Here is a 21,098-nt window from a genome sequence, read left to right on the forward strand (position 1 = left end):
TCCGGCGCTCCATTGTGTTGTCAACCTGCGTGCGAGCCGATAGGTACGTCGCATCGTCTCTCTTGAACAGAGTTTTCCGTGAATCTGTTTATCTTCGGCCTCGGGTTTAGCGGCAAAACCATTGCCGATCGCCGCACGACCCGTGGCGACCGCGTCAACGGAACCGTGCGCACACGGGACAAAGCACAGGCTTTGGCGGCTGCAGGCCTGTCAGCACGCGTGTTCGGCCCGGACGGGCGCGACAGCGCCATCGACGCCGACCTCACGAACAGCGATGCGTTGCTGATCTCGGTGCCGCCTGGCCTCGGCGGGGATCCAGTGCTTGCTACTTACGCCAGGCAGATCGCTGCCGCGCCCAATCTGAGCTGGATCGGCTATCTCTCGACCATCGGTGTTTACGGCGATCATCAAGGTGCGTGGGTCGATGAGCAAACCTCGGCCACTCCGACCAATATTCGCTCACACGAACGCGCCGATGCCGAACAGGCGTGGCTTGCCTTCGGCGCCGCGAACAACATTGCCGTTCATGTTTTCCGGCTCGCCGGAATCTATGGTCCGGGTCAGAGCCAGCTCGCGCAACTGGCGCGCGGAACAGCGCGGCGCATCATCAAGCCGGGTCAGGTGTTCAACCGCATCCATGTCGAGGACATCGCACGCGTGGTGGACGCTTCGCTCGAACGGCCGCGCGCAGGCGCGATCTATAACGTCACCGACAACGAGCCCGCACCGCCGCAGGACGTGGTGACTTTCGCCGCGTCGCTCTGCGGTGTCGCAGCGCCGCCTGAGATCAGTCTTGAAGACGCTGGCCTTACCGAGATGGGCCGTTCGTTTTACGCCGAGAGCAAACGCGTACGGAATGACCTGCTGCGCAACGAACTTGGCGTCATGCTGGCCTATCCCACCTACCGCGAGGGCCTCAAGGCCCTGCGCGATGCTGGTGAAGGGCCGCGCTAACGCCCTTACGCCGCGGTATCGACCTTGGCGGCACGGATCGCATCCCAGATTTTCACCGGCGTCAGCGGCGTCTGCAGGGACTTGATTCCAAGCTCGCTCAACGCATCCATCACGCCGTTGACCACGCAAGGCGGACCGCCGATCGCGCCGGATTCGCCGCAACCCTTTGCACCCAGCGGATTGGTCACGCACGGCGCCGAATCGTCGAGAGTGACTTCCATATGCGGCATGTCGCTGGCGCGTGGAATGCAGTAGTCCTGATAACTCGCGGTGAGCAACTGCCCAGAGGAATCGTAAACCACGCCTTCATAAAGCGCCTGCCCGATTCCCTGCGCCACGCCGCCGTGCACCTGACCGGTCACGAGCATCGGATTGATGGCAACACCAACATCGTCCACCGTGGTGTAGCGAACCACGCGGGTCACGCCGGTGTCCGGATCGATCTCGACTTCGCAGATATGCGTGCCGTTCGGCCAGGTTGGGCCGTCCACATCACCCTGACTGTCGACGGTGAGACGCGCATCCTTCTCGCCCTTCGCCAGATCGAACAGGCTGACGCGCCGATCTGTACCAACCACCGTCAGGACGCCATCGCCATACTCGATGTCGCCGACCGAGGCTTCGAGCGCGTGCGAGGCCTTTTCGCGCGCCTTCTGAATCAGATCGCCTGCCGACACCACCGCCGCCGTGCCGCCCACGAACAGCGACCGCGAACCGACGCTGCCGCCACCTGTCGCCAAATCCGTGTCGCCTTGAATCACGTCGATACGGTCGACCGGGATGCCGAGCGCGGCAGCGACCATCTGCGAGTAGCTGGTCTGAAGTCCTTGCCCCATCGCCTGCGTGCCTGACTGCAGCACCACACGGCCTTCGGCTGTGGCATGCAGCGTGACCTTCTCCGTATGGACGCGGCCGCCGGTCCATTCGATGTAGCTGGTGAGGCCGCGTCCGTAGAGCAGGCCCTTTTTCTTCGCGGCCTTTTTGCGGGCGGCAAAACCATCCCAGTCCGCCAGTTTCGAGGCGCGTTCAAGCATGTGTGCGAAAGCGCCGCTATCGTAAACCTGACCGACGGCGTTGGTGTAGGGAATCTGCGCGGGCTTGATGTAGTTGACCTTGCGAATCTGGCGTGGGTCCATCCCGATCTGGCGTGCAGCGGCATCCATCAGCCGCTCGACGATAAAGACGGCTTCCGGCCGCCCGGCACCGCGATACGGCCCGGTCGGTGCGGTGTTGGTCAACACCGCCTTGATGTCGAAGTGAATCAACGGCAGATCGTAAACGCCGGTCGCCACGAACGGTCCCAGCACCAGCGGAATGATCACGCCGGCGCCGGTGAGGTACGCGCCGGTGCCGCCCAGCGAGCGGACGCGGAACGCCAGCACGCGGCCCTTTTCATCGAGCGCGAATTCGCCGGTCGATGTGAGATCGCGGCCATGCGATCCGCCAATGAAATCGTCGATGCGGTCGCCGCGCCAGCGCACCGCGCGCTTTAGCTTGGTGGCTGCGTAGGCAACGATGCCGTCTTCGGGATAGAGATTGACCTTGTGACCGAAGCCGCCGCCGATATCGCCAACCAGCACGTGAACGCTGTCTTTCGGACGCTTCAGCACAACATCCGCAAGAATGTCGCGCGTCGCTGTCGGGGTCTGGCTCTGGACATGCAGCGTAAGGCGGCCGGTTTTCCTGTCGACTTCCGCCAGGGTGCTGCGCGGCTCCATTGCGGACGGCACCAGGCGCTGGCTGGTGATATCGAGTGAGACAACATGCTTTGCCCTGGCGAAGGCAGCCTCCGTCGCCGCCGCATCGCCATAGTTCATCGCCGCGGCGATATTGTCCGGCGCGTCGGGCCAGACGGCCGGCGCGCCGGGCGCCAGTGCCTCCGCCGGACTGACGGCCGCAGGCAGAACCTCATAGTCGACAGCGATCGCCTCGGCTGCCGTCTGGGCATCGGCCCGCGAAGAGGCGAGCACGGCGGCGACCGGCTCGCCGGCGAAGCGGACAATATCATGCGCCAGCAACCGGCGCGGCGGCGCGGCCATCGGCGAGCCGTCCGGCCGCTTGAAGATCGGCAAGGTTGGAATAGTGCCGATATCGTCCGCAACCAGATCAGCTCCGGTATAGACGGCTGCGACTCCCGCCATTGCCAGCGCGGCGCTGGTGTCGACCGCCGTGATTTTTGCGTGGGCGTGCGGTGAGCGCAGCACGTAAAGCCACAATGCGCCGTCCTGCGGCTTATCGTCGATGAAATGTCCCTGCCCTGTGAGAAGCCGCTGATCCTCAAGACGCTTGACGGATTGTCCCGCGCCGAAGCGCAGATTGGCGGGCAGAATGTTCATGAAGATTCCTTCGAAGTGGTGACCTGGCACCGGAGCGGCGGCAATCCCCATCGCTTCCAAATGCCGGTTCCGCATAGCACAATCATGCGCTCGGAGTTGAGTCCGCGAATTGGTTTGCCGCCATGCGCTGGAATCGGGGCTTCCAAGCCCCCGCGACCCCGTCCCGACCTTGCATGTCCGGCAGCGCCGATTAAGGTCGCAGCGATGAACGAGATGCTCCGCGCCAAGTCCGTACCGCTCCGGGTCGCAGCAACAGCGTGCCCGCATGATTGCCCCTCGACCTGTGCCCTGGAAGTCGATGTGCTCGACGAGCGCACCATCGGCCGCGTGCGCGGCGCTCGGGACAACGGCTATACCGCCGGCGTGATCTGCGCCAAGGTCGCCCGCTACGCCGAGCGCATCCATCACCCCGACCGCCTGACCCAGCCGCTGATTCGCACCGGCCCCAAGGGCTCCGGCACTTTTGCGCCGATCTCGTGGGATAATGCGCTTGATCTGGTCGCGGAGAAATTCCGCGAGGCCGAGGCCCGCCATGGTAGCGAGGCGGTGTGGCCCTATCAGTACGCGGGGACCATGGGTCTGGTGATGCGCGATGGCATCCATCGCCTGCGCCATGCCAAGAAGTATTCCGGATTCCATTCGACCATCTGCGTCAATCCGGCATGGACCGGCTTCATCGCGGGCACCGGCCTGCTCGCGGGCCCCGACCCGCGCGAAATGGCGAAGTCCGATTGCGTGGTGATCTGGGGGACCAATGCGGTCAGCACCCAGGTCAACGTCATGACCCACGCAACGCGCGCGCGGAAGGAACGTGGCGCGAAAATCGTCGCGGTGGACGTCTACATGAACGGCACCATGGAGCAGGCGGACCTCGCCGTGCTGGTGCGGCCGGGTACTGACGGCGCGCTCGCCTGCGCCGTGATGCACTGCCTGTTCCGCGATGGCAAAGCGGACCGGGATTTCCTGACGCAGTTCACCGATGCGCCGCACGAGTTGGAGCAGCATCTGCGTAGCCGAGATCCGGAATGGGCTTCGAAGATCACAGGCTGTCCGGTCGAGACCATCGAAGAGTTCGCTGCCCTGGTGGGCAACACGCCGCGCACATACTTCCGGCTCGGCTATGGCTTCTCGCGGTCGCGCAACGGCGCCGCGAACATGCATGCGGCGAGTTGTATCGCGGCGGTGACGGGCGCATGGCGCCATGAAGGCGGCGGCGCGTTCCACAACAACGGCGCGATCTATCATTGGGACCGCACTCTTATCGAGGGGCTCGACGCGGTGGACCCGTCGGTCCGCTCGCTCGATCAATCGCGCATCGGCGCGATCCTGTGCGGCGACGCCGATGCGCTGATGGGTGGCCCGCCGGTAACGGCGATGCTGATCCAGAACACAAATCCGGTTTCGGTCGCCCCGGACCAGACCCGCGTCAAGCAAGGGTTCGCGCGCGAGGATCTGTTCGTGTGCATCCATGAGCAGTTCATGACCGAGACGGCGAAGGCGGCCGATCTCGTGCTGCCGGCCACGATGTTCATGGAGCATGACGACGTTTATCAAGGCGGCGGACATCAATACATCATTGCGGGCCCCAAACTGATCGAGCCGCCGGGCGAATGTCGTTCCAACCATGACGTGATTGTCGGCCTCGCCAGGCGCCTCGGCGCCGAACATCGCGGCTTCGACATGACGCCGCGCGAGATCATCGACTGGACGCTGCAAAAATCCGGCTGGGGCACGCTGGAAAATCTTGAGCGCGAGCGCTGGATCGACTGCCAGCCGGATTTCGACACCGCGCATTACAGCAAGGGCTTCGCGTGGCCGGATGGCAAATTCCGCTTCAAACCCGATTGGCTAACAGTGCCGTTTCGCTGCCCATGGCATTCCGGACCAGTCGAAGGACTGCCGGAATTGCCCGACCACTGGACCGTGATCGAGGAAGCCGACGACCAGCATCATTTCCGTCTGGCGACATCGCCCGCGCGCAACTTCCTCAACACCACCTTCAACGAGACACCCACCTCGCTTGGCCGCGAGCAGCGGCCGATGGTGATGATCCATCCTGACGACGCAGCGGAGCTATCGATTGCAGACGGCAGCAAGGTGGTCCTCGGCAATCAGCGCGGCGAAGTGCGCATTCATGCCAAGGTCTTCGAAGGCGTTCGGCGTGGTGTGCTGATCGCGGAGTCGATCTGGCCGAATGACGCGTATGAAGACGGCCGCGGTATCAACACGCTGACGGGCGCAGATCCGATCGCGCCCTATGGCGGCGCGGCGTTCCACGACAACCGAGTCTGGATCAAACCTGCCGCTTAAATAAACCCGGCTCGTCGTTACATCCAGCTTCGGATCAGCATATAGATCGCGACACAGGAAATCACGCCGACAAAGGCGTCGTTGAGGAGCGTCCGCTTGTCTGCCAGCAAATGCGCGGACTTCACGCCCGCGAATCCGCCGACCAGACCCCCGGCGATAAAGACTGCGGTCAGCGGCCAATCCACCAGACCGGAGAAAGCATAGCTCGTCGCCGTGGTGAGGCCGAAGGCCAGCACGGCCACCAGTGAGGAACTCACCGCATAAACCAGAGGCATGTCGGTCGCGAAGACGAGTGCGGGCACAATCAGGAAGCCGCCGCCGATGCCGAAGAAGCCGGAGAGCATTCCGGTCGCAAGCCCGAGACCGGCGAGCACCGGCGCATTGGCTTTGCTCAGCCGCACAAACTGGTTGCCGCTGTGATCGCGACGCCGTCGCATCAGGACGGCGACCACCAGCATCAGAATCGCAAACATCATCAACAGACGCTGCCCATCGACCATCTTGCCGACCAGAGAGCCCAGAAATGCTCCGATGATCCCGGCACCCGCGAGCACCGCCGCGCAGTCCCACTTCACCATTCCCGAACGCGCGTGGATAATGAGGTTGAACGCTGCGCTCGCCGCAACGGCCAGCGAGCTTGTGCCGATCGCCACATGCGCGTTCGGCACGCCGACCAGATAGACCATCAAGGGGACTGCGAGAATCGAACCGCCGCCGCCGACGAGACCCAGCGAAAAGCCGACAAGCGAGCCCGATGCCGCTCCGAGCAAGCCTTGCGCCAAGGACATCATGGAAAGAACATCATGCTGCTCGCCCCCGCCAGCGGTTCGTTCCGCCGTGCTGTTTCCGTTCAGTCGGGACAGCATGACACGATTTCAGCGCAGGAACACCGGCAACGGCAGAATTCAGCAGCTTTCAACAGGTCTGCAAGGTTGCGTTAACGCTTGGACGAGCAACCGCCCGTTATGCGGACGGGCGATTTTCCCAATACGGATCGCGCAGCTTTCGCTTGAAGATCTTGCCGCTGGCCTCGCGCGGGAGCGCGTCGAGGAAGTTGATCTCTTTCGGCACTTTGAAGTTCGCCAGCCGCTTGCGCAGATAGTCCTGCACATCCTTCGGGGTTAAACGGACACCAATCTCCTGCTCGATACAGGCGCACAGCCGTTCACCGAACTCCTCGTCCGGGATGCCGAACACCGCGCAGTCGCGCACGCCGTCCATGCCGATCAAGGTATTTTCGATTTCCGCGGGGTAGATGTTGACACCGCCCGAAATCACCATGTCGCGTTTGCGGTCACACAGGAACAGATAGCCGTCCTCGTCGAGGTAACCGACGTCGCCGACGCTGATCAGGCCTTCCCGGCCGGCTTCTTCACGCGCACCCGCTTTGCGGTGATAATCAAAATCCGGGATCGCGGTTTGCCGCATGAAGATCTCGCCGATCTCGTTCACGCCGCAGGGCTCACCGTTCGGGCCGAAAATCTTGACGATGCCGCCTTCGATGGCGCGCCCGACCGTGCCGGGTTTCGCCAGCGCCTCCTGCGCCGAATGCCAGATTGGAATTCCGGTTTCGGTCGAGCCGAAATACTCGTGGACGACTGGCCCCCACCATTCGATCATCGCCCGCTTCACCGGCGCCGGACACGGCGCGGCGCCGTGCACCACGAAGCGCAGCGACGACAGGTCGTAGCGCGTCTTCACCTCGTCGGGCAGCCGCAACAGGCGCACAAACATCGTCGGCACCATGTGCATGTGCGTGACCTTGTGCTGCTCGATCATCTGCAACAGATCCTCGGGATCGAAGCGCGGCTCCAGCACGATGGTGCAGTCATGGCGGAACGCCAGCATGCCATAGGAATTCGGCGCCGAATGATACATCGGCCCGTTCATCAGAATGATCTGATCCTCATTCGGCTTCACGCCATAGGTAATGGCACTCACCCGTTCGGCGATAGCTATTTGCTCGGGTTGCATCGGCAGACGCCGGACACCCTTTGGCCGGCCCGTAGTACCGGAGGTATAGAACATCGGCGATGCCCGGCCCGGCGCGTCCTTGGATGGTGCATGGCTGTCGCGCCACGTATCCCAATCCACAAAGCCATCGGGCACACGCGCCAACTCAGGAGAAACACTGAACACGTCCGCGATTTCCGGTGGCGTCGCCACCACCAGCAGCGGCAACCGCTTCGGCAAGCCATCCCTGACCTGGGGCAACAGGTCGGCGTGGCAGACCAGCGCATGGGCGCCGCTGTCGGCCAGAATATAGGCAACCTCTTCGGCCTTAAGGTGCCAGTTGATCGGCACCACTGGCGAGCCGAGCATCGCTGCTGCCGATGAGGCTTCGAAGAAAGCGAAATCGTTGCGCAGCATCAAGCCCACGGGCGCACCATCGCGAACGCCGAGCGTCCTGAAGCCATTCGCCGCGCGCGCGATGCGCTCTTGAATCTCGGGAGTGCTGATCTGGCGATCGCCGCTGATGATCATCGTGTCGTTCCGGTTGGAAAAGGACGAGAACGGGCGCACCGCATCCGCGGCGCGCCCGCTATGGCTTTACTGATCGTCGAGAACCTTGCCGAACCCGACCCAGCTCTTGCCGTCGAAGCGACGCAGCAGCAACTGCTGGAACGGCAGGTAATCGTCCGGACCGGTAGTGATCGTGATGCCAGGCAACAGCAACGGCAACTGAAGGTCCTTCAGCGACGCAGCCTGACGCTTGATATTCTCGGCACTGAAATCGTCCTTGCACGCCTTGAGAACCGCGACCATCAGCTGGGCGTAGTTATATCCGGCGGCATAGTTGGAATTGTTGAGATCTGCATTCGGCATGTACTGCTTCATGAACGCGAAGTAGTCCTTCACGCCCGGATCGTTCGCCCACTGAACGTCCTGGACGTCCTTCTGGTTGCTGGACGAGATCATGCCGACGGCATTCTCGAGACCGGCCGGCGCCAGAAACGAGATCGACGCCGCCGAGGTTGGCAGGAAGGTCAGTTCGGGCTTCCAGCCCAGTTCCGCAATCCCCTTGATCAGCTGCGACGTGAATTTCCCAAGCACCACACCGAACAGCACGTCAGCCCCGGAAGCCTTCAAGCTCGCGAGCTGCGAGCTGATGGTCGGCGCGCTGGTTTCATAGCTGACCTCTGAGACGATCATCGTGGCAGCCTTGGCGCCGAGCGCGCGCTTGAAGCCGTTGACGTAGTCGCGGCCGAAATCATCGTTCTGCGCAAGGATTGCGATCTTCGCATTCGGCTTGGTTTGCAGAATGTACTTGGCGTAAATGACGCCCTCGGACTCGTAGGCCGCCATGCCTGGCATCGTGTACGGGAAGCCCTTCGGATCGGCCCACTTGGTCGCACCGCTGAGGACGAAGAGCTGAGGGATCTTCTTGCCGTTGAGATAGCGATGCACGGCGTTATTGGTCGCGGTGCCGAGCGAGCCGAACATCACCTGCACCTCGTCCTGCTCGACGAGTTTGCGCGTGTGCTCGACGGTCTTCGGGGGTGAATAGGCGTCATCCATACTGATGAACTTCACCTTGCGCCCGTTAATGCCGCCCTCGGCATTGACCTTCTCGAAATACGCTTCCTGCACACGGCCGATAGTGCCGAAGCCCGACAGCGGCCCGCTGTAAGGCAAGGTCTGTCCGATGCGGATTTCACCCTTTGCATCCGCCAGCGCTTGCGTCACTCCGCAAGCGGTGAGCGTCATCAACGCAATCGCGCGCAATGGTCCGGCTCTCATGATTCTCTCCCTGGGTTGATTGATATTATCGGACCGCGCTTATGCGCGTCCCGCCACTCGTTCAGGCGCTCGCGCGCCTTGCGAAATCGCCACTGGCTTCAGCAAATTCCGCCTTCAGGCGCTCGACCAGTTCCGCCACCGGCGGCACGTCGGTGATCTGGCCGATGCCCTGCCCCGAGCCCCAGATGTCGCGCCAGGCCTTGACCTTCATGTTGCCGCCCGAGCCGAAGTTCATCTTGGTCTTGTCGGCAACCGGCAAATTGTCGGGATCGAGGCCCGCGGCCGCAATCGACGGGCCGAGATAGTTGCCGTGAACGCCGGTGAACAGGTTGGTGTAGACCGTGTCATGGGCCGCGTAGTCGGTCAGCGCCTTCTTGTAGGCCTCGTCGGCATTGGCCTCGACAGTGGCGATAAAGCGCGTGCCCATGTAGGCCATGTCGGCACCGAGCGCGAGCGCGGATGCAATGCCCCAGCCGTCAGAGATTGCGCCCGACAGCAGGATGGTGCCCTTGAACCATTGCTTCACTTCACGCACCAGCGCGAAGGGCGACAGCGTTCCGGCATGACCGCCCGCGCCGGCGCAGACCAGAATGAGGCCATCAACACCCTGCTCGGCCGCCTTGCGGGCATGCTTCACATTGATCACGTCGTGGAACACGACGCCGCCATAGGAATGCGCTGCATCGACAATCTCGGACGGCGGACGCAGCGAAGTGATGATGATCGGAACCTTGTGCTTCACGCAGGTTTCCATGTCTTTCATCAGGCGATCGTTGGAGGCGTGGCAGATCTGATTGACCGCGTAGGGCGCGACCTTCTTGTGCGGGTTCAGCGCCTGGTATTCGCCGAGTTCGTCCTCGATCTGCGTCAACCATTCACCGAGCTTCTCGACCGGCCGCGCGTTCAACGCCGGGAACGAACCGACGATGCCGGCCTTGCATTGCGCGATGACAAGTTCGGGACCCGACACGATAAAGAGCGGCGACCCGAGAACGGGCAGTTCAAGCGTACCGGTGAGAGAAGCTGGAAGCGGCATCAGATTTTCCTGCGTTGAATGTGAGCGACGATAACATCTTGACCCGCCCCCCCTATCTCCAATATTGAACACTTGTTGTATCAGGATTGAACAGAAATGGATTGGGACCTTTGCAGAACTTTCATTGCCGTTGCGGAATCCGGCAGCTATCTCGGCGCCGCGCGACGGCTACGCTCGAGCCATCCAACTGTTGGACGCGAAATCGCCGCGCTGGAAGCCCAACTCGGGACCAAACTGTTCGTTCGCTCCAATGACGGACTGGTGCTGACGGCGCAGGGCCGCCGCTTCCGCGAACACGCCGATATGATGGAGGCCGCCGCGTTGCGAGCCGAAGCCGCAGTGTCCGCCACGGGCACGAAAGCGCGAGGGCTGGTCAAGTTCTCGATCGGTCCGACGCTGGCCGCCTATTGGCTGATGCCGCATATGGCGTCATTCATCGAGACCCATCCCGACGTTCAGATCGAGTTCGTCACCCACCCGTTTCCGGTCAGCGTGCGCAAGCGCGAGGCGGACATCGTGTTGCGCATCTATCAAAGCGGCGACGAAAATCTCGTTGGCCGCAAGATCGCGCGCCTCGGCGTCGGCTTCTACGCTTCGCGCGACTATGCCGCTCGCCGTCCGCTGCCCGCGCACCGCGACGACTGGAAGCACCACAATATCGTCGGCTTCGCGGACCGGGCCTCGAACGCCGAACTCGGACGCTGGAGCGATCATGTCGCGCGGCAGGCCTCCGTGGTGATGCGCTGCTCATCGCAGGCCGACATGCTGGCTGCCGTCCGCGCCGGAATCGGCATTTGCGCCATGTCCTGCATCGTCGGTGATGCGCATGATGACCTGATCCGCGTCGCGCCGCAAAAGCTGGCCGGCATTTCCGACATCTGGCTGCTGGCGCATCCAGACCTGATTGACCTGCCGCCGGTCCGCGCCGTGATCAATTTCGTCACGCAACGCTCCCGCGCCGATCGCGAGATTCTCAGCGGCGCCACCAAGGCGTGAAGCGCGCCGCCCCCGCGTGACGACGAAACGTCCGCAAGTCAATTACTTATATTTGAGCCGCCGCATTGCCTGCGGGCTTCAATCCAGCGCAAAGTGTGCCTCTGCCGCCAACGTGCGGCTACAGCACGCGTTCACAAGCAAGAATGTAAATTGTCACGGGAGATCACAATGGGTTTCGAGGGACTTCAGCTTCGCTCCTTGATCAAGAAGAGCGGCGAACTCGAACTGTCGCTGGCCAAGGTCAAAATTCCCGAACCGGCTGCCGACGAAGTCATCGTCCGCGTCGAGGGCTCTCCGATCAACCCCTCCGATCTCGGCCTCCTTCTGGGTGCGGCCGACATGACGACCGCGAAATCGTCCGGCACCGGCGATAGCATCGTTGTGACCGCAGCGGTCCCGGAGCCGTTGATGCGAGCGATGGCGGGCCGCCTCGATGAATCGATGCCAGTCGGAAATGAAGGCGCCGGTGTTGTCGTCGCAGCAGGAAGCTCCAGCAGAGCCCAGTCCATGATGGGCAAGATGGTCGCCATGATCGGCGGCGCCATGTATGCGCAGTACCGCTGCATCAAGGCCGCCGACTGCCTCGTCCTTCCCGATGGAACGACAGCGGCGGAAGGCGCTTCGTGCTTCGTCAATCCGCTGACATCACTGGGCATGACCGAGACCATGCGGCGAGAGGGACACAAGGCACTCGTCCATACTGCCGCAGCGTCAAATCTCGGCCAGATGCTCAACAAGATTTGCCTCACGGACGGGATCGGCCTCGTCAACATCGTGCGCAATGCCGAGCAGGAAGCGCTTCTCCGCAAGATCGGTGCGACCTACGTCTGCAACTCCAGCAGTGCAACGTTCATGGACGACCTGACGCAGGCTTTGGTGGCGACCGGCGCAACGCTGGCATTCGACGCCATCGGCGGCGGCAAGCTGGCAGGCCAGATCCTGGCTTGCATGGAGGCGGCCGCCAACAAGACCGCCAAGGCCTACAGCCGATATGGCTCGACCGTTCACAAGCAGGTCTACATTTACGGCGGCCTCGATACCCGTCCGACAGAAATCAACCGAAGCTTCGGGATGGCCTGGGGCGTCGGCGGCTGGCTGCTGTTCCCGTTTTTGCAAAAGATAGGCCCCGCGGAGGCGCAGAAGTTGCGCGAACGCGTTGCCGCCGAACTCAAGACCACCTTCGCCAGCCATTACACGCAAGTCGTGTCGCTGCAGGAAGCGCTGCAGCTCTCGAACATCGCCGCCTACGGCAAGCGCGCAACGGGCGAGAAGTTTCTTATCAATCCGAACAAGGCTTGATGGGATTGCCCACGCCGCGAAGGCGAACCTCATGGGCGTTTCGATCTTGGCAGCTCAACAAAAAAGGCCCCGGGTAACCCGGGGCCTTAAGTTTGTCTGGAGAAAACTTATTAGTACTTCGCGACGACCGGGCCACCCCAGTTGAAGCGATAGTTGACGCCAACCTTCACAGTGTGGAGGTCGTCCTTGTAGCTGAGAGCCTGCGCGACGGGGCCGGCCGTCGTGAAGGCAACGTTGGTGGTGTCGAAGTTGTAGTACTGGTACTCGACCTTCGCCGACCAAGCTGGGGCGAACATGTATTCCAGACCGCCACCGACGGTGTAGCCGGTCGATTCGCGGCTGGCGACGGCCGGCAGGAAGCCAGCGGTTGCAGCAAGGCCGTTGTCGTCACGGAACGCGACACCGCCCTTAGCGTAAATCAGGCCCGGACCCCAGGTGTAGCCAAGGCGGCCGGTGATCGAAGCGAGCCAATCCGAACGATCACGGAACGAATCGATGCCGTTGCTGAAGGTGCGGTCGCTGCCCGAGAGGCCGGAGATCTGGCCTTCGATACCAACCAGCCAGTTCGGAGCGAACTGGTAATCAGCGCCGAGCTGGCCGCCGCCGAGGAACGCTGCTTCGCGGTTGCTGCCGGTCAAACCGGGGAGCGTGGTTGCGTACCCGTTGTCACCGCCGAACGCGGCGCCGATGTGCGCACCGACGTAGATGCCGGTCCAGTTGAAAATCGGCGCTGGAGCGTAAACCGGCGCCTTGGTGTAGGTGCGGGCCGGCAGATCAGCAGCGACCGACGCTGTGGAAGCCAGAACGGCGGCCGAGAAAGCCAGCAGTGCGGAACGATAACCCATCTCTATATCTCCCCATGTTGAGTTGGGCGGACCCTATCGGCCCCCCAGTTAACGAGAAATGGACGACGGGCCGTATGGGTTCCTTCTATTGGCCCCACACGATGCATTCTCTTCCGGCGTGACAAAAAAGAGACTCTGGCGGCTGATTCTGAAAGGAACCGTTAAGCATAACGTGGGGCGCACCGCGTCCGTGATAGCCAGCGCCAGGATTTTCCGCAGCCGCGGACCTTCGAGCAAGCCTTGCGGAAGCATACGAGCGACATCAATCCCGGGGTTCAACGCCGACCTGCGCGCCTCGTGAGACGACGCTGCAAAGCCTGCCGCGATGCGCCGTCGCGCACGAACTTCGAACCGAGCAGATCACTCATCTCAACCCCAGAGCCGTCCAACAATCCCCATACACATCTATGACAGAGGATCCGAACTCTGAGTCAGCCTTCAGAAGGCCGGGTTGAAACGTCGCCTTGAATTGCTGGCGCCGTTTGCGCTGATAGTGTGGACAACACAGGAACAGCTTGTTCGGCATCAGCGCGAACGGCACAAGATTGTCCCAAATTCATAATTCTTCTCACTCACACAAGCCGCCAAGCAATCGAAAGATCGAACAGTTTAGCGCATCTTTGCGCCAATACGGATTTGTGCAAGGGTAAGGACATTCAGATCCTTCCATGGGACTAGGGCGTTCGCGGCGCGCTCAATGCTGATCGGGGCATACAAGCGATGGACTACATCTACTACTGGCAGAAGGGCGAACGCGTTCAGAACTTCGGAGACTATCTCGCAGAATTCTTCATGGAGGAGCTCTTTTACCCGATCGGCAACGCGAAGAACTGCGTCTTTATCGGGGGAAGCGTCATAGACGATCTATTCGTCCCTGAACCCCAACACGACAACCGCGAAACCAAGATTGTTTTCTGGGGATCTGGGGTGCGGACCAAGGGAGGACCGTCCGAGCATCGCCGGAAGGGAGCTCAGTTCCTTGCCGTGCGAGGCACTGCTACGGCCTCGGCCCTTCGACTTGGTGCAGCGGTACCCCTCGGCGATCCAGCATTCCTGCTTCCCGCATTGTATACGCCAAGGCCCGCCGATAACTTTGCCAACAAGACTGTATGCATCCCGCACTTTCATGATCAACGTTCCGATGAAGAGCTGAGGAAGCTCAGTGGATGCGATGAAGTCCTGAGGCCAAATCTTTCATCCCATACAAGTGAGCTGCGTCGATTCATCGATGCGGTCGGGTCGGCGAAGTTTGTCCTATCGGCAGCGATGCATGGCGCCGTTACGGCAGCTGCATACAATCGCCCCTTCGGGTTCTGGGACAACGGGGAAATCGACGTCCTACTGAAATGGGAAGAGATCGCAGAGCAACTCAGTATCCCGCTTATCTTCTCAGCGTCATTGCCGGAGGCCATGGCCAATTATGAGAAGTCGATCCGGCCCGCTGTGAGAATTCCTTCGCTGATTGCTTCGCTAAGCAAGGCGCCTTTTCCGATCCGTCCCGCCGCGCTCCTTAACGTTGTAAAATTCGAGTTGGCAAATGCACCAGCAGAGAAGGCACTATCAAGGCTGGAATCAATCATCTCGCTGTTCGAGCACCAGGGCGAACTACAGGAAGATGCTGTCACCGATATCGGGCTTGGCTATGCGGACACGCATCGTCGCCTTGCCGCTGCGCAAGAGACTGTAGCAGACCTCCAGAGAGAGTTGTCCGAGCAAACACTTAGATTGAAAGAACTAGAACACGCGAACGGGGAGGAAACCTTCGCGTTAAAGCGAGAGCTGGCATTTCAGGTAGAGCGCGGGAAAAGCCTGGAACGAAGAGAAGAACTGCGTCTAACATCCGTGAGGCGGACTTTCGAAGAAAGCACTTCTTGGAAACTGACCAAACCTCTGCGAGCTGCCGCGCGGCGAATACCCGATTCAGCTCGCAATGGTCGCTACTTCAAACTCGCGAAATATCTTGTCACTTTTCAGCTTGATCCAATAAAGCGAAAGCTTGCTACCTCGACGAGGCCAGCAAGAATGCGGCTGAAGCAGCTCCTCACTAACCCGGCTGTTGTCCGCGAGAACGCGATCGAGAGCCCCCCATCGAGCCTTCCTATCAAGCACGAACACACACTCAAAGACAAAGCAGGGAAGAGGCATGTCCTGATCATAGATAGCGTCTACCCGCGACCAAATGAGGATTCAGGATCAGTGGATGCGATGAATCTCGTCCTGTCCCTGAAAGCGCTCGGCTATGATGTTTCATTCTTGCCAACAGCCGAGTTTTCCTCAGATAGTCCGAACAAAAGCGCGCTGGAGGCAATTGGCGTTTCGTGTCCAAGCTCCCGGAATTACGCCTCACCAGAAGATGTCATCAAATCCTTGGGGCGCTCAGTCGACGTTTGCATCCTGTCTCGGGTCCACGCGGGTGGCGCGTTCATGGAAAGTGTCAGGCGTCACTGCATCGACGCGAAGGTAATTTTCAACACGGTGGATCTGCATTTTCTTCGCGAGCAGAGAGATGCGAATCTCAAGAGCGACAGAAAATTGCTCAATCTCGCTCTCAGAACCAAAGAACGTGAGTTGGCGCTCATACGCCTTGCCGACACAACTGTCGTGGTGTCTGAGGCCGAGGACGATCTCTTAAAGAAGCTAGTTCCCGGCTCGCCCGTTTACACCCTGCCGCTGGCACGCGCGGTGGTCAGAAGCAACGTAGGGTTCTCCGCGCGGCGCGGCGTGGGATTTATCGGCGGATACGCACACACCCCAAATGTCGATGCCGTACACCATTTCCTGGACAGTATTTGGCCGATTGTCCGCAAGCAGCTGCCTGACGTCGAATTTTATGCAATGGGCGCGGATATGCCGGCCGATATCATAAATCGTCGCGAGCCGGGATTTGTCGCCCTCGGACATGTCCCGGATTTGGCAGACGCCTTGAGCAAGATTCGAGTAATGGTTGCACCGCTTCGTACTGGAGCGGGCGCAAAAGGAAAGGTTGCCACCTCGCTAGCGCATGGCGTGCCTTGTGTGCTGTCTCCAATTGCTGCGGAGGGGATGGGTCTTTCCAATGGAAAGAATGTCGCTGTCGGAGAGACTGACGAATCATTCGCAGCACACGTCGTTGAAATGTACCTGAAGGCAGATAGGTGGGCTGCCATGTCTGAGGCGGGACTGGCGCTTATGGAAAAGGAATTTTCTCTCGATGCGAATAGAGAGCGGATCTCGAAACTACTTTCATCCGCAGGCGCCCCGGCTCCGATTCACTGATTTGCTACGATGCCTATAACGAAAAGGAGCGGCGACTTGATATTCTTTACGATCTGTTCGAAAAACTTCCTGGGCTATGCGCTTGCCCTGTACAGGTCACTCGTCGCTCATCAAGCATCTGTGCATTTTCACGTCGCGGTTTGTGACGACCTTTCAAATTTTGATCGGCTACAATTTCCTTTCGAAATTCTAAACATCGACCAATTGGGCATTCCCAATTTTGACGAGATGCGCCGTCGCTACAACATCACAGAGCTGAACACCGCGATCAAACCCTTCGTTTTTTCGTATCTGTTCGATTCCCAGCCTAACCAGCCCGTCGTTTACCTGGATCCGGATATTTTCATTGTCTCCCCGTTGGACGAGCTGAATCAGCTCATCGAAGCCGGCGCGGATTGCGTCCTTACTCCTCACATATCTGAACCCGCCGAATATGCGGAAATGAGCGATGACAAGTTTCTCCAGTATGGGATCTACAATCTTGGTTTCTGCATGCTGCGAGGAACCGATGAAGTACGAAGGGTCGCTTCTTGGTGGGGGCGAAGACTAGAAACTCATTGCGTTATTGATCTGCCTAATGGGCTTTTCGTCGATCAAAAGTGGGCTGATCTGTTGCCTGCCTTCATAAGCAATACAAAGATTCTGCGGCACCTAGGCTATAACGTCGCTTACTGGAATTTGTCGCAAAGACGCGTTCGCCGGGAAGAAGATGTCTGGACTGTAAACGGAGAGCCACTTCGTTTTTTCCACTTCAGCGGCAACAAGATTGAAGACACATCAATCTTATCGCGCCACAGCTCACAGTTTAGTATTGGCAACTCGGGCGACGTGTCACTCCTGCTCGACCGATACAGAGACGAAGTGTTCTTTAACGGACATTCGCACTACACGACCGTTCCTTACGGATTTAGCTGGAGCGGATCGTCTGGTCACAACGCGCACACGGATGAAAGCATTGCTCGAGAACGGCAATCCCGAAAGGGAGACATTCCGCACCTGCCGCTTCTGAGATCACGCTCTCTCGAAGAGTATGATGTTGCCCGCTCGTTTCTTCAAAATGTTATCCGTGACCGCGAACAGGTTGAACAAGAAGCGATCCCGTTTGGTGAGGATGCCTTCAGGCTCACAGGATACTGCGCCTGTTGCGCTAAAACACATAGCTTTCAGGTCAGTAGCATGTATTCGTCCAGAACCCTGGCGGATGGACGCGTCGTTCCAAATTGGCGTGAGCACTTGAATTGTCTTGCGTGCGGGCTGGCCAATCGCGTCCGAGCCTCGTTACAGATTTTCCGCCAAGAGTTTTCTCCGGCTGAAACCGATTCGATTTACATTACCGAAGCAACCACGTCGACGTACAGCTGGGTGAAGGAGAGATTTGCCAATACGACCGGAAGCGAATTCTTCCCGGATGCTCGACTGTCTGGCGAGATCAGAAACGGTGTTCTTCACCAGGATATTCAGTCAATGTCCTTTAAGGATCATTCGTTTGACCATGTCCTCAGTTTTGATGTGCTGGAGCACGTGCCATATCATAATAAAGCCTTCGAGGAATTCTTCCGATGTCTGAAGCCAGGCGGCAGATTGCTTTTTACGGCTCCTTTCAGTGCTGCCTTGAACGACCATCACGTACAAGCAGAGCTGAGTTCATCCGGAGAACTGATTATCCATGGCGAGCCGGAATATCACGGCAATCCGGTGGATATGGAAAAGGGCTCACTCAGTTTCAGGCGTTACGGGTGGCGGGTTCTTGATGAACTTCAGAAGGTCGGCTTTGAGGATTGTGAGGTTCTTACCTACTGGTCGAAAGAACTGCTTTATTTTGGAAACCCTCAGCATGTCATTTGCGCGACGAAGAGGCGATAGCCTAGACAAGAGCGACTTCGACTGATCTTGATCAATCGTGCGGGAAGCGCCAGGCAAAACCGTTTACGCGAACGGCCAACTGCGCATTAGCACCGCCAAGTCGGAAACCTGAGATTTGTGTACGGCTCCAGCGTGACACCTAGCGTCATCGCCTAGCGCGGCCGATTCAGGGGCTTACTTTACGCTGCCCAAGTGTAGGCATAAGCGCGTTGCCATTTGACGGCTTGGCCGCAACTTCTCTGTCGTTGCAACAATCCGGGTGAAATGGACTTGTGGCACTTGAACATGGACATCGAGCATCATTCCGTTAGCATGGAGGTTTCGACGACTGACCTTTAGATTACGTCAGATCAACGCCATGCACTTGCGATTACCTGTAGCGTTTACGCGGTTCCGAACCTGAAACTAGCTCGGTAGACGCCGCGGAATTATAGTAATCGGAGTGAACGTATATACTGGCTCCGTATTTTGATTGTACATCGTCCACTTCACAACGACGCTGCCGTGCGGTTTGGTGCTCGAGGGAGTGAGACTCACGATTTCTCCATCCAGATGCAGAACATCGCCGGGGCGCACCGGGGCCGTCCAACGTAACCCATCGACGCCCATTCCAATCAATGGATGCGGACCAAACGGGCGACTTTGAACGGCGAGCTTCATTGCGATTGCGGCTGTGTGCCATCCCGATGCCGCAAGACCTTTGAATAGCGTCTTGGCTGCAGCGTCTTCGTCTAAATGCATCGGCTGAGGGTCAAATTCCGCGGCGAAGCGCTTGATGTCTGACGCGGTGATCTGCAAGTCGCCGGTCTTGAACCGCATCCCAACTTGAAGATCGTCAAACCACTCGACCTGTGTCATCACACCTCTCCTCCGTTACCTTTTCAGCCGTACTCAGCTCGGAGTCTTCCCAAGCGCAGCCTGCGGCGTATTCCGAAAACTAATTGCCATGCGATTGTAAGCGTTCATCAAGCTAATCGCGATCGTGAGATCCACGAGTTCTCGCTCATCGAAGACGGCGCGGGCGACCTGATACTCTTTATCCGGCACGCCGGTATCTGCGACGCGCGTCACCGTTTCGGCCCATGCAAGGGCGGCGCGTTCGCGCGCGTCGAAGAGATCGCCGGCTTCCCTCCACGCTCGCACCAGCGCGAGCTTCTCGATTTTCTCTCCCTTCTTGAGCAGGTCGCGCGTGTGCATATCGAGGCAGTAGGCGCAGTTATTGATTTGGGAAATTCGTAGGTACACCAGGTCGACCAGCGCAGGGGGAAGGCCGCTCTGCATGACGTAGCTGTAGACGCCGCCCAGCACCTTCACGCCTGCCGGAGCAATCTGATTATAGTCGAGTCGCTTACTCATTTTTCTCTCCTGGATGACGAGTCTTGCTCAACGGGCGTAGTCAGATCCTTTTCGCCGGTGTCGACGACGAACACTGCGAGCAGCTTTGCTGACTTTGTCTTGCTCGCATTGCGACTAACGAGATGGCGGGAGCCCGGCGTCTCATAAAAGCTTTCACCGGCGCGGTAGACCCGCCTGGGTTCGTCATTCACCTGGGATTCGATCTCTCCCGACAAGACGTAGCCGAAGATGAAAGCCGATTTGGCATGGATGTGCGAAGGCGACGCCCCACCCGGCGAATAGTCGACAACCAGAGCGACCAGTGACTTGCCGGGAATGTTGGGTATCATCTGCTGAAAGTGCGGCGTGACCGTTTCTCCAACGCCATGGGCGGCGGCAGGCACCGCAGTGGCGATGGCAATAGCAGCGTAAGCCGCGCCGAAGACGGATCGTACTTTCATGGTGTTCTCCTTTGCCCTGCGTTGGGCGCTTTTGTTCTCAACGGCAGCAAGACCGGTCGGCTCACCTGCGAACAAGGGCTTTAAAGGAGTCGACGAACACCCAGAAGGAGGCGGCGAACAGTCCGACATCCTTAAGAAGGAACTGACCGGGCGCGACCGTAATCGCCGGCGGTCCGAGCTCCGGGACCACGACACCCGGCGTCGAGATCATGAAGCTGACAGTCGTGACGAACAGTCCGGTCGAGAGAAGACCACCGGCTGCGGAAAAGATCGGATTCACCAATCTGAGAACGATCAGCAGCCCGATACTGAGCTCGATGACGCCCAGAAAATTCGAGAAGCCGCGGACCGAAAGCAGAGCGTAGAACCAGCTCACGAGCGGGCTGTTCTGCACGAGCGGTACCAGCCCTTCCGCCTCATAGGCCGTAAACTTCATCGCGCCGAACCAGGCGTAAATGATCCCGAGCGAGACGTAGAGGCTGGCTCGGCTGATCGGCTCCGCATAGGCGATCAGGCGTTCGGCTTGATGGCGCCATCCATCGGTTGTGCGAGTTGACAGAACCGGCGTCGGGATCTGGGTGGTGATACGTGACATGGTCATTTCCGTTTTCATGGTCCACTCCTTGTTCACATGGGTAAATCGAGACGAGTCGCAAAATTGCCCGAT

Annotated in this window: 16 protein-coding genes; 6 read left to right on the forward strand and 10 right to left on the reverse strand. The window is 59.6% G+C overall.

Going from position 1 to position 21,098, the window contains the following annotated elements:
- The first annotated feature begins 78 nt into the window (after positions 1 to 78).
- Positions 79 to 954, forward strand: a complete 876-nt coding sequence (locus tag HNQ36_RS16040) for an NAD-dependent epimerase/dehydratase family protein (protein WP_184086768.1) — start codon at positions 79 to 81, stop codon at positions 952 to 954.
- A 5-nt stretch (positions 955 to 959) separates the two neighbouring features.
- Here HNQ36_RS16040 and HNQ36_RS16045 read toward each other — a convergent pair whose 3' ends face one another.
- Positions 960 to 3,290: a xanthine dehydrogenase family protein molybdopterin-binding subunit gene (locus tag HNQ36_RS16045; protein ID WP_184086770.1), complete on the reverse strand. Its 2,331-nt coding sequence runs from the start codon at positions 3,288 to 3,290 to the stop codon at positions 960 to 962.
- A 204-nt stretch (positions 3,291 to 3,494) separates the two neighbouring features.
- Between HNQ36_RS16045 and HNQ36_RS16050 the strand changes: the two genes are divergently transcribed.
- Positions 3,495 to 5,600 carry a molybdopterin-containing oxidoreductase family protein gene (locus HNQ36_RS16050; protein ID WP_184086772.1) on the forward strand — a complete coding sequence of 702 codons (2,106 nt, stop codon included), beginning with the start codon at positions 3,495 to 3,497 and terminating at the stop codon, positions 5,598 to 5,600.
- A 17-nt stretch (positions 5,601 to 5,617) separates the two neighbouring features.
- On the opposite strand, the gene HNQ36_RS16055 is transcribed toward HNQ36_RS16050, so the two are convergent.
- The 4 genes from HNQ36_RS16055 to HNQ36_RS16070 all read right to left on the reverse strand — a co-directional run bounded on the left by HNQ36_RS16055 (position 5,618) and on the right by HNQ36_RS16070 (position 10,377).
- Positions 5,618 to 6,391 carry a sulfite exporter TauE/SafE family protein gene (locus tag HNQ36_RS16055; protein WP_184087095.1) on the reverse strand — a complete coding sequence of 258 codons (774 nt, stop codon included), beginning with the start codon at positions 6,389 to 6,391 and terminating at the stop codon, positions 5,618 to 5,620.
- Positions 6,392 to 6,563: 172 nt separating this feature from the next.
- Complete coding sequence (locus HNQ36_RS16060) at positions 6,564 to 8,084, reverse strand: acyl-CoA synthetase (RefSeq protein ID WP_184086774.1); 1,521 nt, start codon at positions 8,082 to 8,084, stop codon at positions 6,564 to 6,566.
- A 66-nt stretch (positions 8,085 to 8,150) separates the two neighbouring features.
- On the reverse strand, positions 8,151 to 9,341 hold the full coding sequence (locus HNQ36_RS16065) for an ABC transporter substrate-binding protein (protein ID WP_184086776.1): 1,191 nt from the start codon (positions 9,339 to 9,341) through the stop codon (positions 8,151 to 8,153).
- Between the two features lie 61 nt (positions 9,342 to 9,402).
- Positions 9,403 to 10,377 (reverse strand): NAD(P)H-dependent flavin oxidoreductase, encoded by a 975-nt coding sequence (locus HNQ36_RS16070; RefSeq protein WP_046827987.1) that lies wholly within the window; start codon positions 10,375 to 10,377, stop codon positions 9,403 to 9,405.
- A gap of 96 nt (positions 10,378 to 10,473) precedes the next feature.
- Between HNQ36_RS16070 and HNQ36_RS16075 the strand changes: the two genes are divergently transcribed.
- Positions 10,474 to 11,373, forward strand: coding sequence for a LysR family transcriptional regulator (locus tag HNQ36_RS16075; protein ID WP_184086778.1), 900 nt, complete (start codon positions 10,474 to 10,476; stop codon positions 11,371 to 11,373).
- A gap of 168 nt (positions 11,374 to 11,541) precedes the next feature.
- On the forward strand, positions 11,542 to 12,672 hold the full coding sequence (locus HNQ36_RS16080) for a zinc-binding dehydrogenase (protein ID WP_184086780.1): 1,131 nt from the start codon (positions 11,542 to 11,544) through the stop codon (positions 12,670 to 12,672).
- 110 nt (positions 12,673 to 12,782) lie between these two features.
- On the opposite strand, the gene HNQ36_RS16085 is transcribed toward HNQ36_RS16080, so the two are convergent.
- Entirely contained in the window at positions 12,783 to 13,517 is a 735-nt protein-coding gene (locus tag HNQ36_RS16085; protein ID WP_184086783.1) for an outer membrane protein, read from the reverse strand.
- A gap of 720 nt (positions 13,518 to 14,237) precedes the next feature.
- Here HNQ36_RS16085 and HNQ36_RS16090 point away from each other — a divergent pair.
- Positions 14,238 to 16,772 (forward strand): glycosyltransferase, encoded by a 2,535-nt coding sequence (locus HNQ36_RS16090; protein WP_184086785.1) that lies wholly within the window; start codon positions 14,238 to 14,240, stop codon positions 16,770 to 16,772.
- A gap of 36 nt (positions 16,773 to 16,808) precedes the next feature.
- Positions 16,809 to 18,635 (forward strand): methyltransferase domain-containing protein, encoded by a 1,827-nt coding sequence (locus HNQ36_RS16095; protein ID WP_184086787.1) that lies wholly within the window; start codon positions 16,809 to 16,811, stop codon positions 18,633 to 18,635.
- Positions 18,636 to 19,040: 405 nt separating this feature from the next.
- On the opposite strand, the gene HNQ36_RS16100 is transcribed toward HNQ36_RS16095, so the two are convergent.
- From HNQ36_RS16100 to HNQ36_RS16115, 4 genes are all read right to left on the reverse strand, one after another.
- Positions 19,041 to 19,493, reverse strand: coding sequence for a MaoC family dehydratase (locus HNQ36_RS16100; RefSeq protein WP_184086789.1), 453 nt, complete (start codon positions 19,491 to 19,493; stop codon positions 19,041 to 19,043).
- A 33-nt stretch (positions 19,494 to 19,526) separates the two neighbouring features.
- On the reverse strand, positions 19,527 to 19,991 hold the full coding sequence (locus tag HNQ36_RS16105) for a carboxymuconolactone decarboxylase family protein (protein ID WP_184086791.1): 465 nt from the start codon (positions 19,989 to 19,991) through the stop codon (positions 19,527 to 19,529).
- Positions 19,988 to 20,431, reverse strand: coding sequence for a cupin domain-containing protein (locus tag HNQ36_RS16110; RefSeq protein ID WP_184086793.1), 444 nt, complete (start codon positions 20,429 to 20,431; stop codon positions 19,988 to 19,990). Before HNQ36_RS16110 ends, HNQ36_RS16105 begins: the two co-directional genes overlap by 4 nt.
- A gap of 61 nt (positions 20,432 to 20,492) precedes the next feature.
- On the reverse strand, positions 20,493 to 21,044 hold the full coding sequence (locus HNQ36_RS16115) for a YkgB family protein (protein ID WP_246395399.1): 552 nt from the start codon (positions 21,042 to 21,044) through the stop codon (positions 20,493 to 20,495).
- Between the last annotated feature and the right edge of the window lie 54 nt (positions 21,045 to 21,098).

The sequence above is a fragment of the Afipia massiliensis genome, from assembly GCF_014203115.1.
Lineage (GTDB): Bacteria > Pseudomonadota > Alphaproteobacteria > Rhizobiales > Xanthobacteraceae > Afipia > Afipia massiliensis.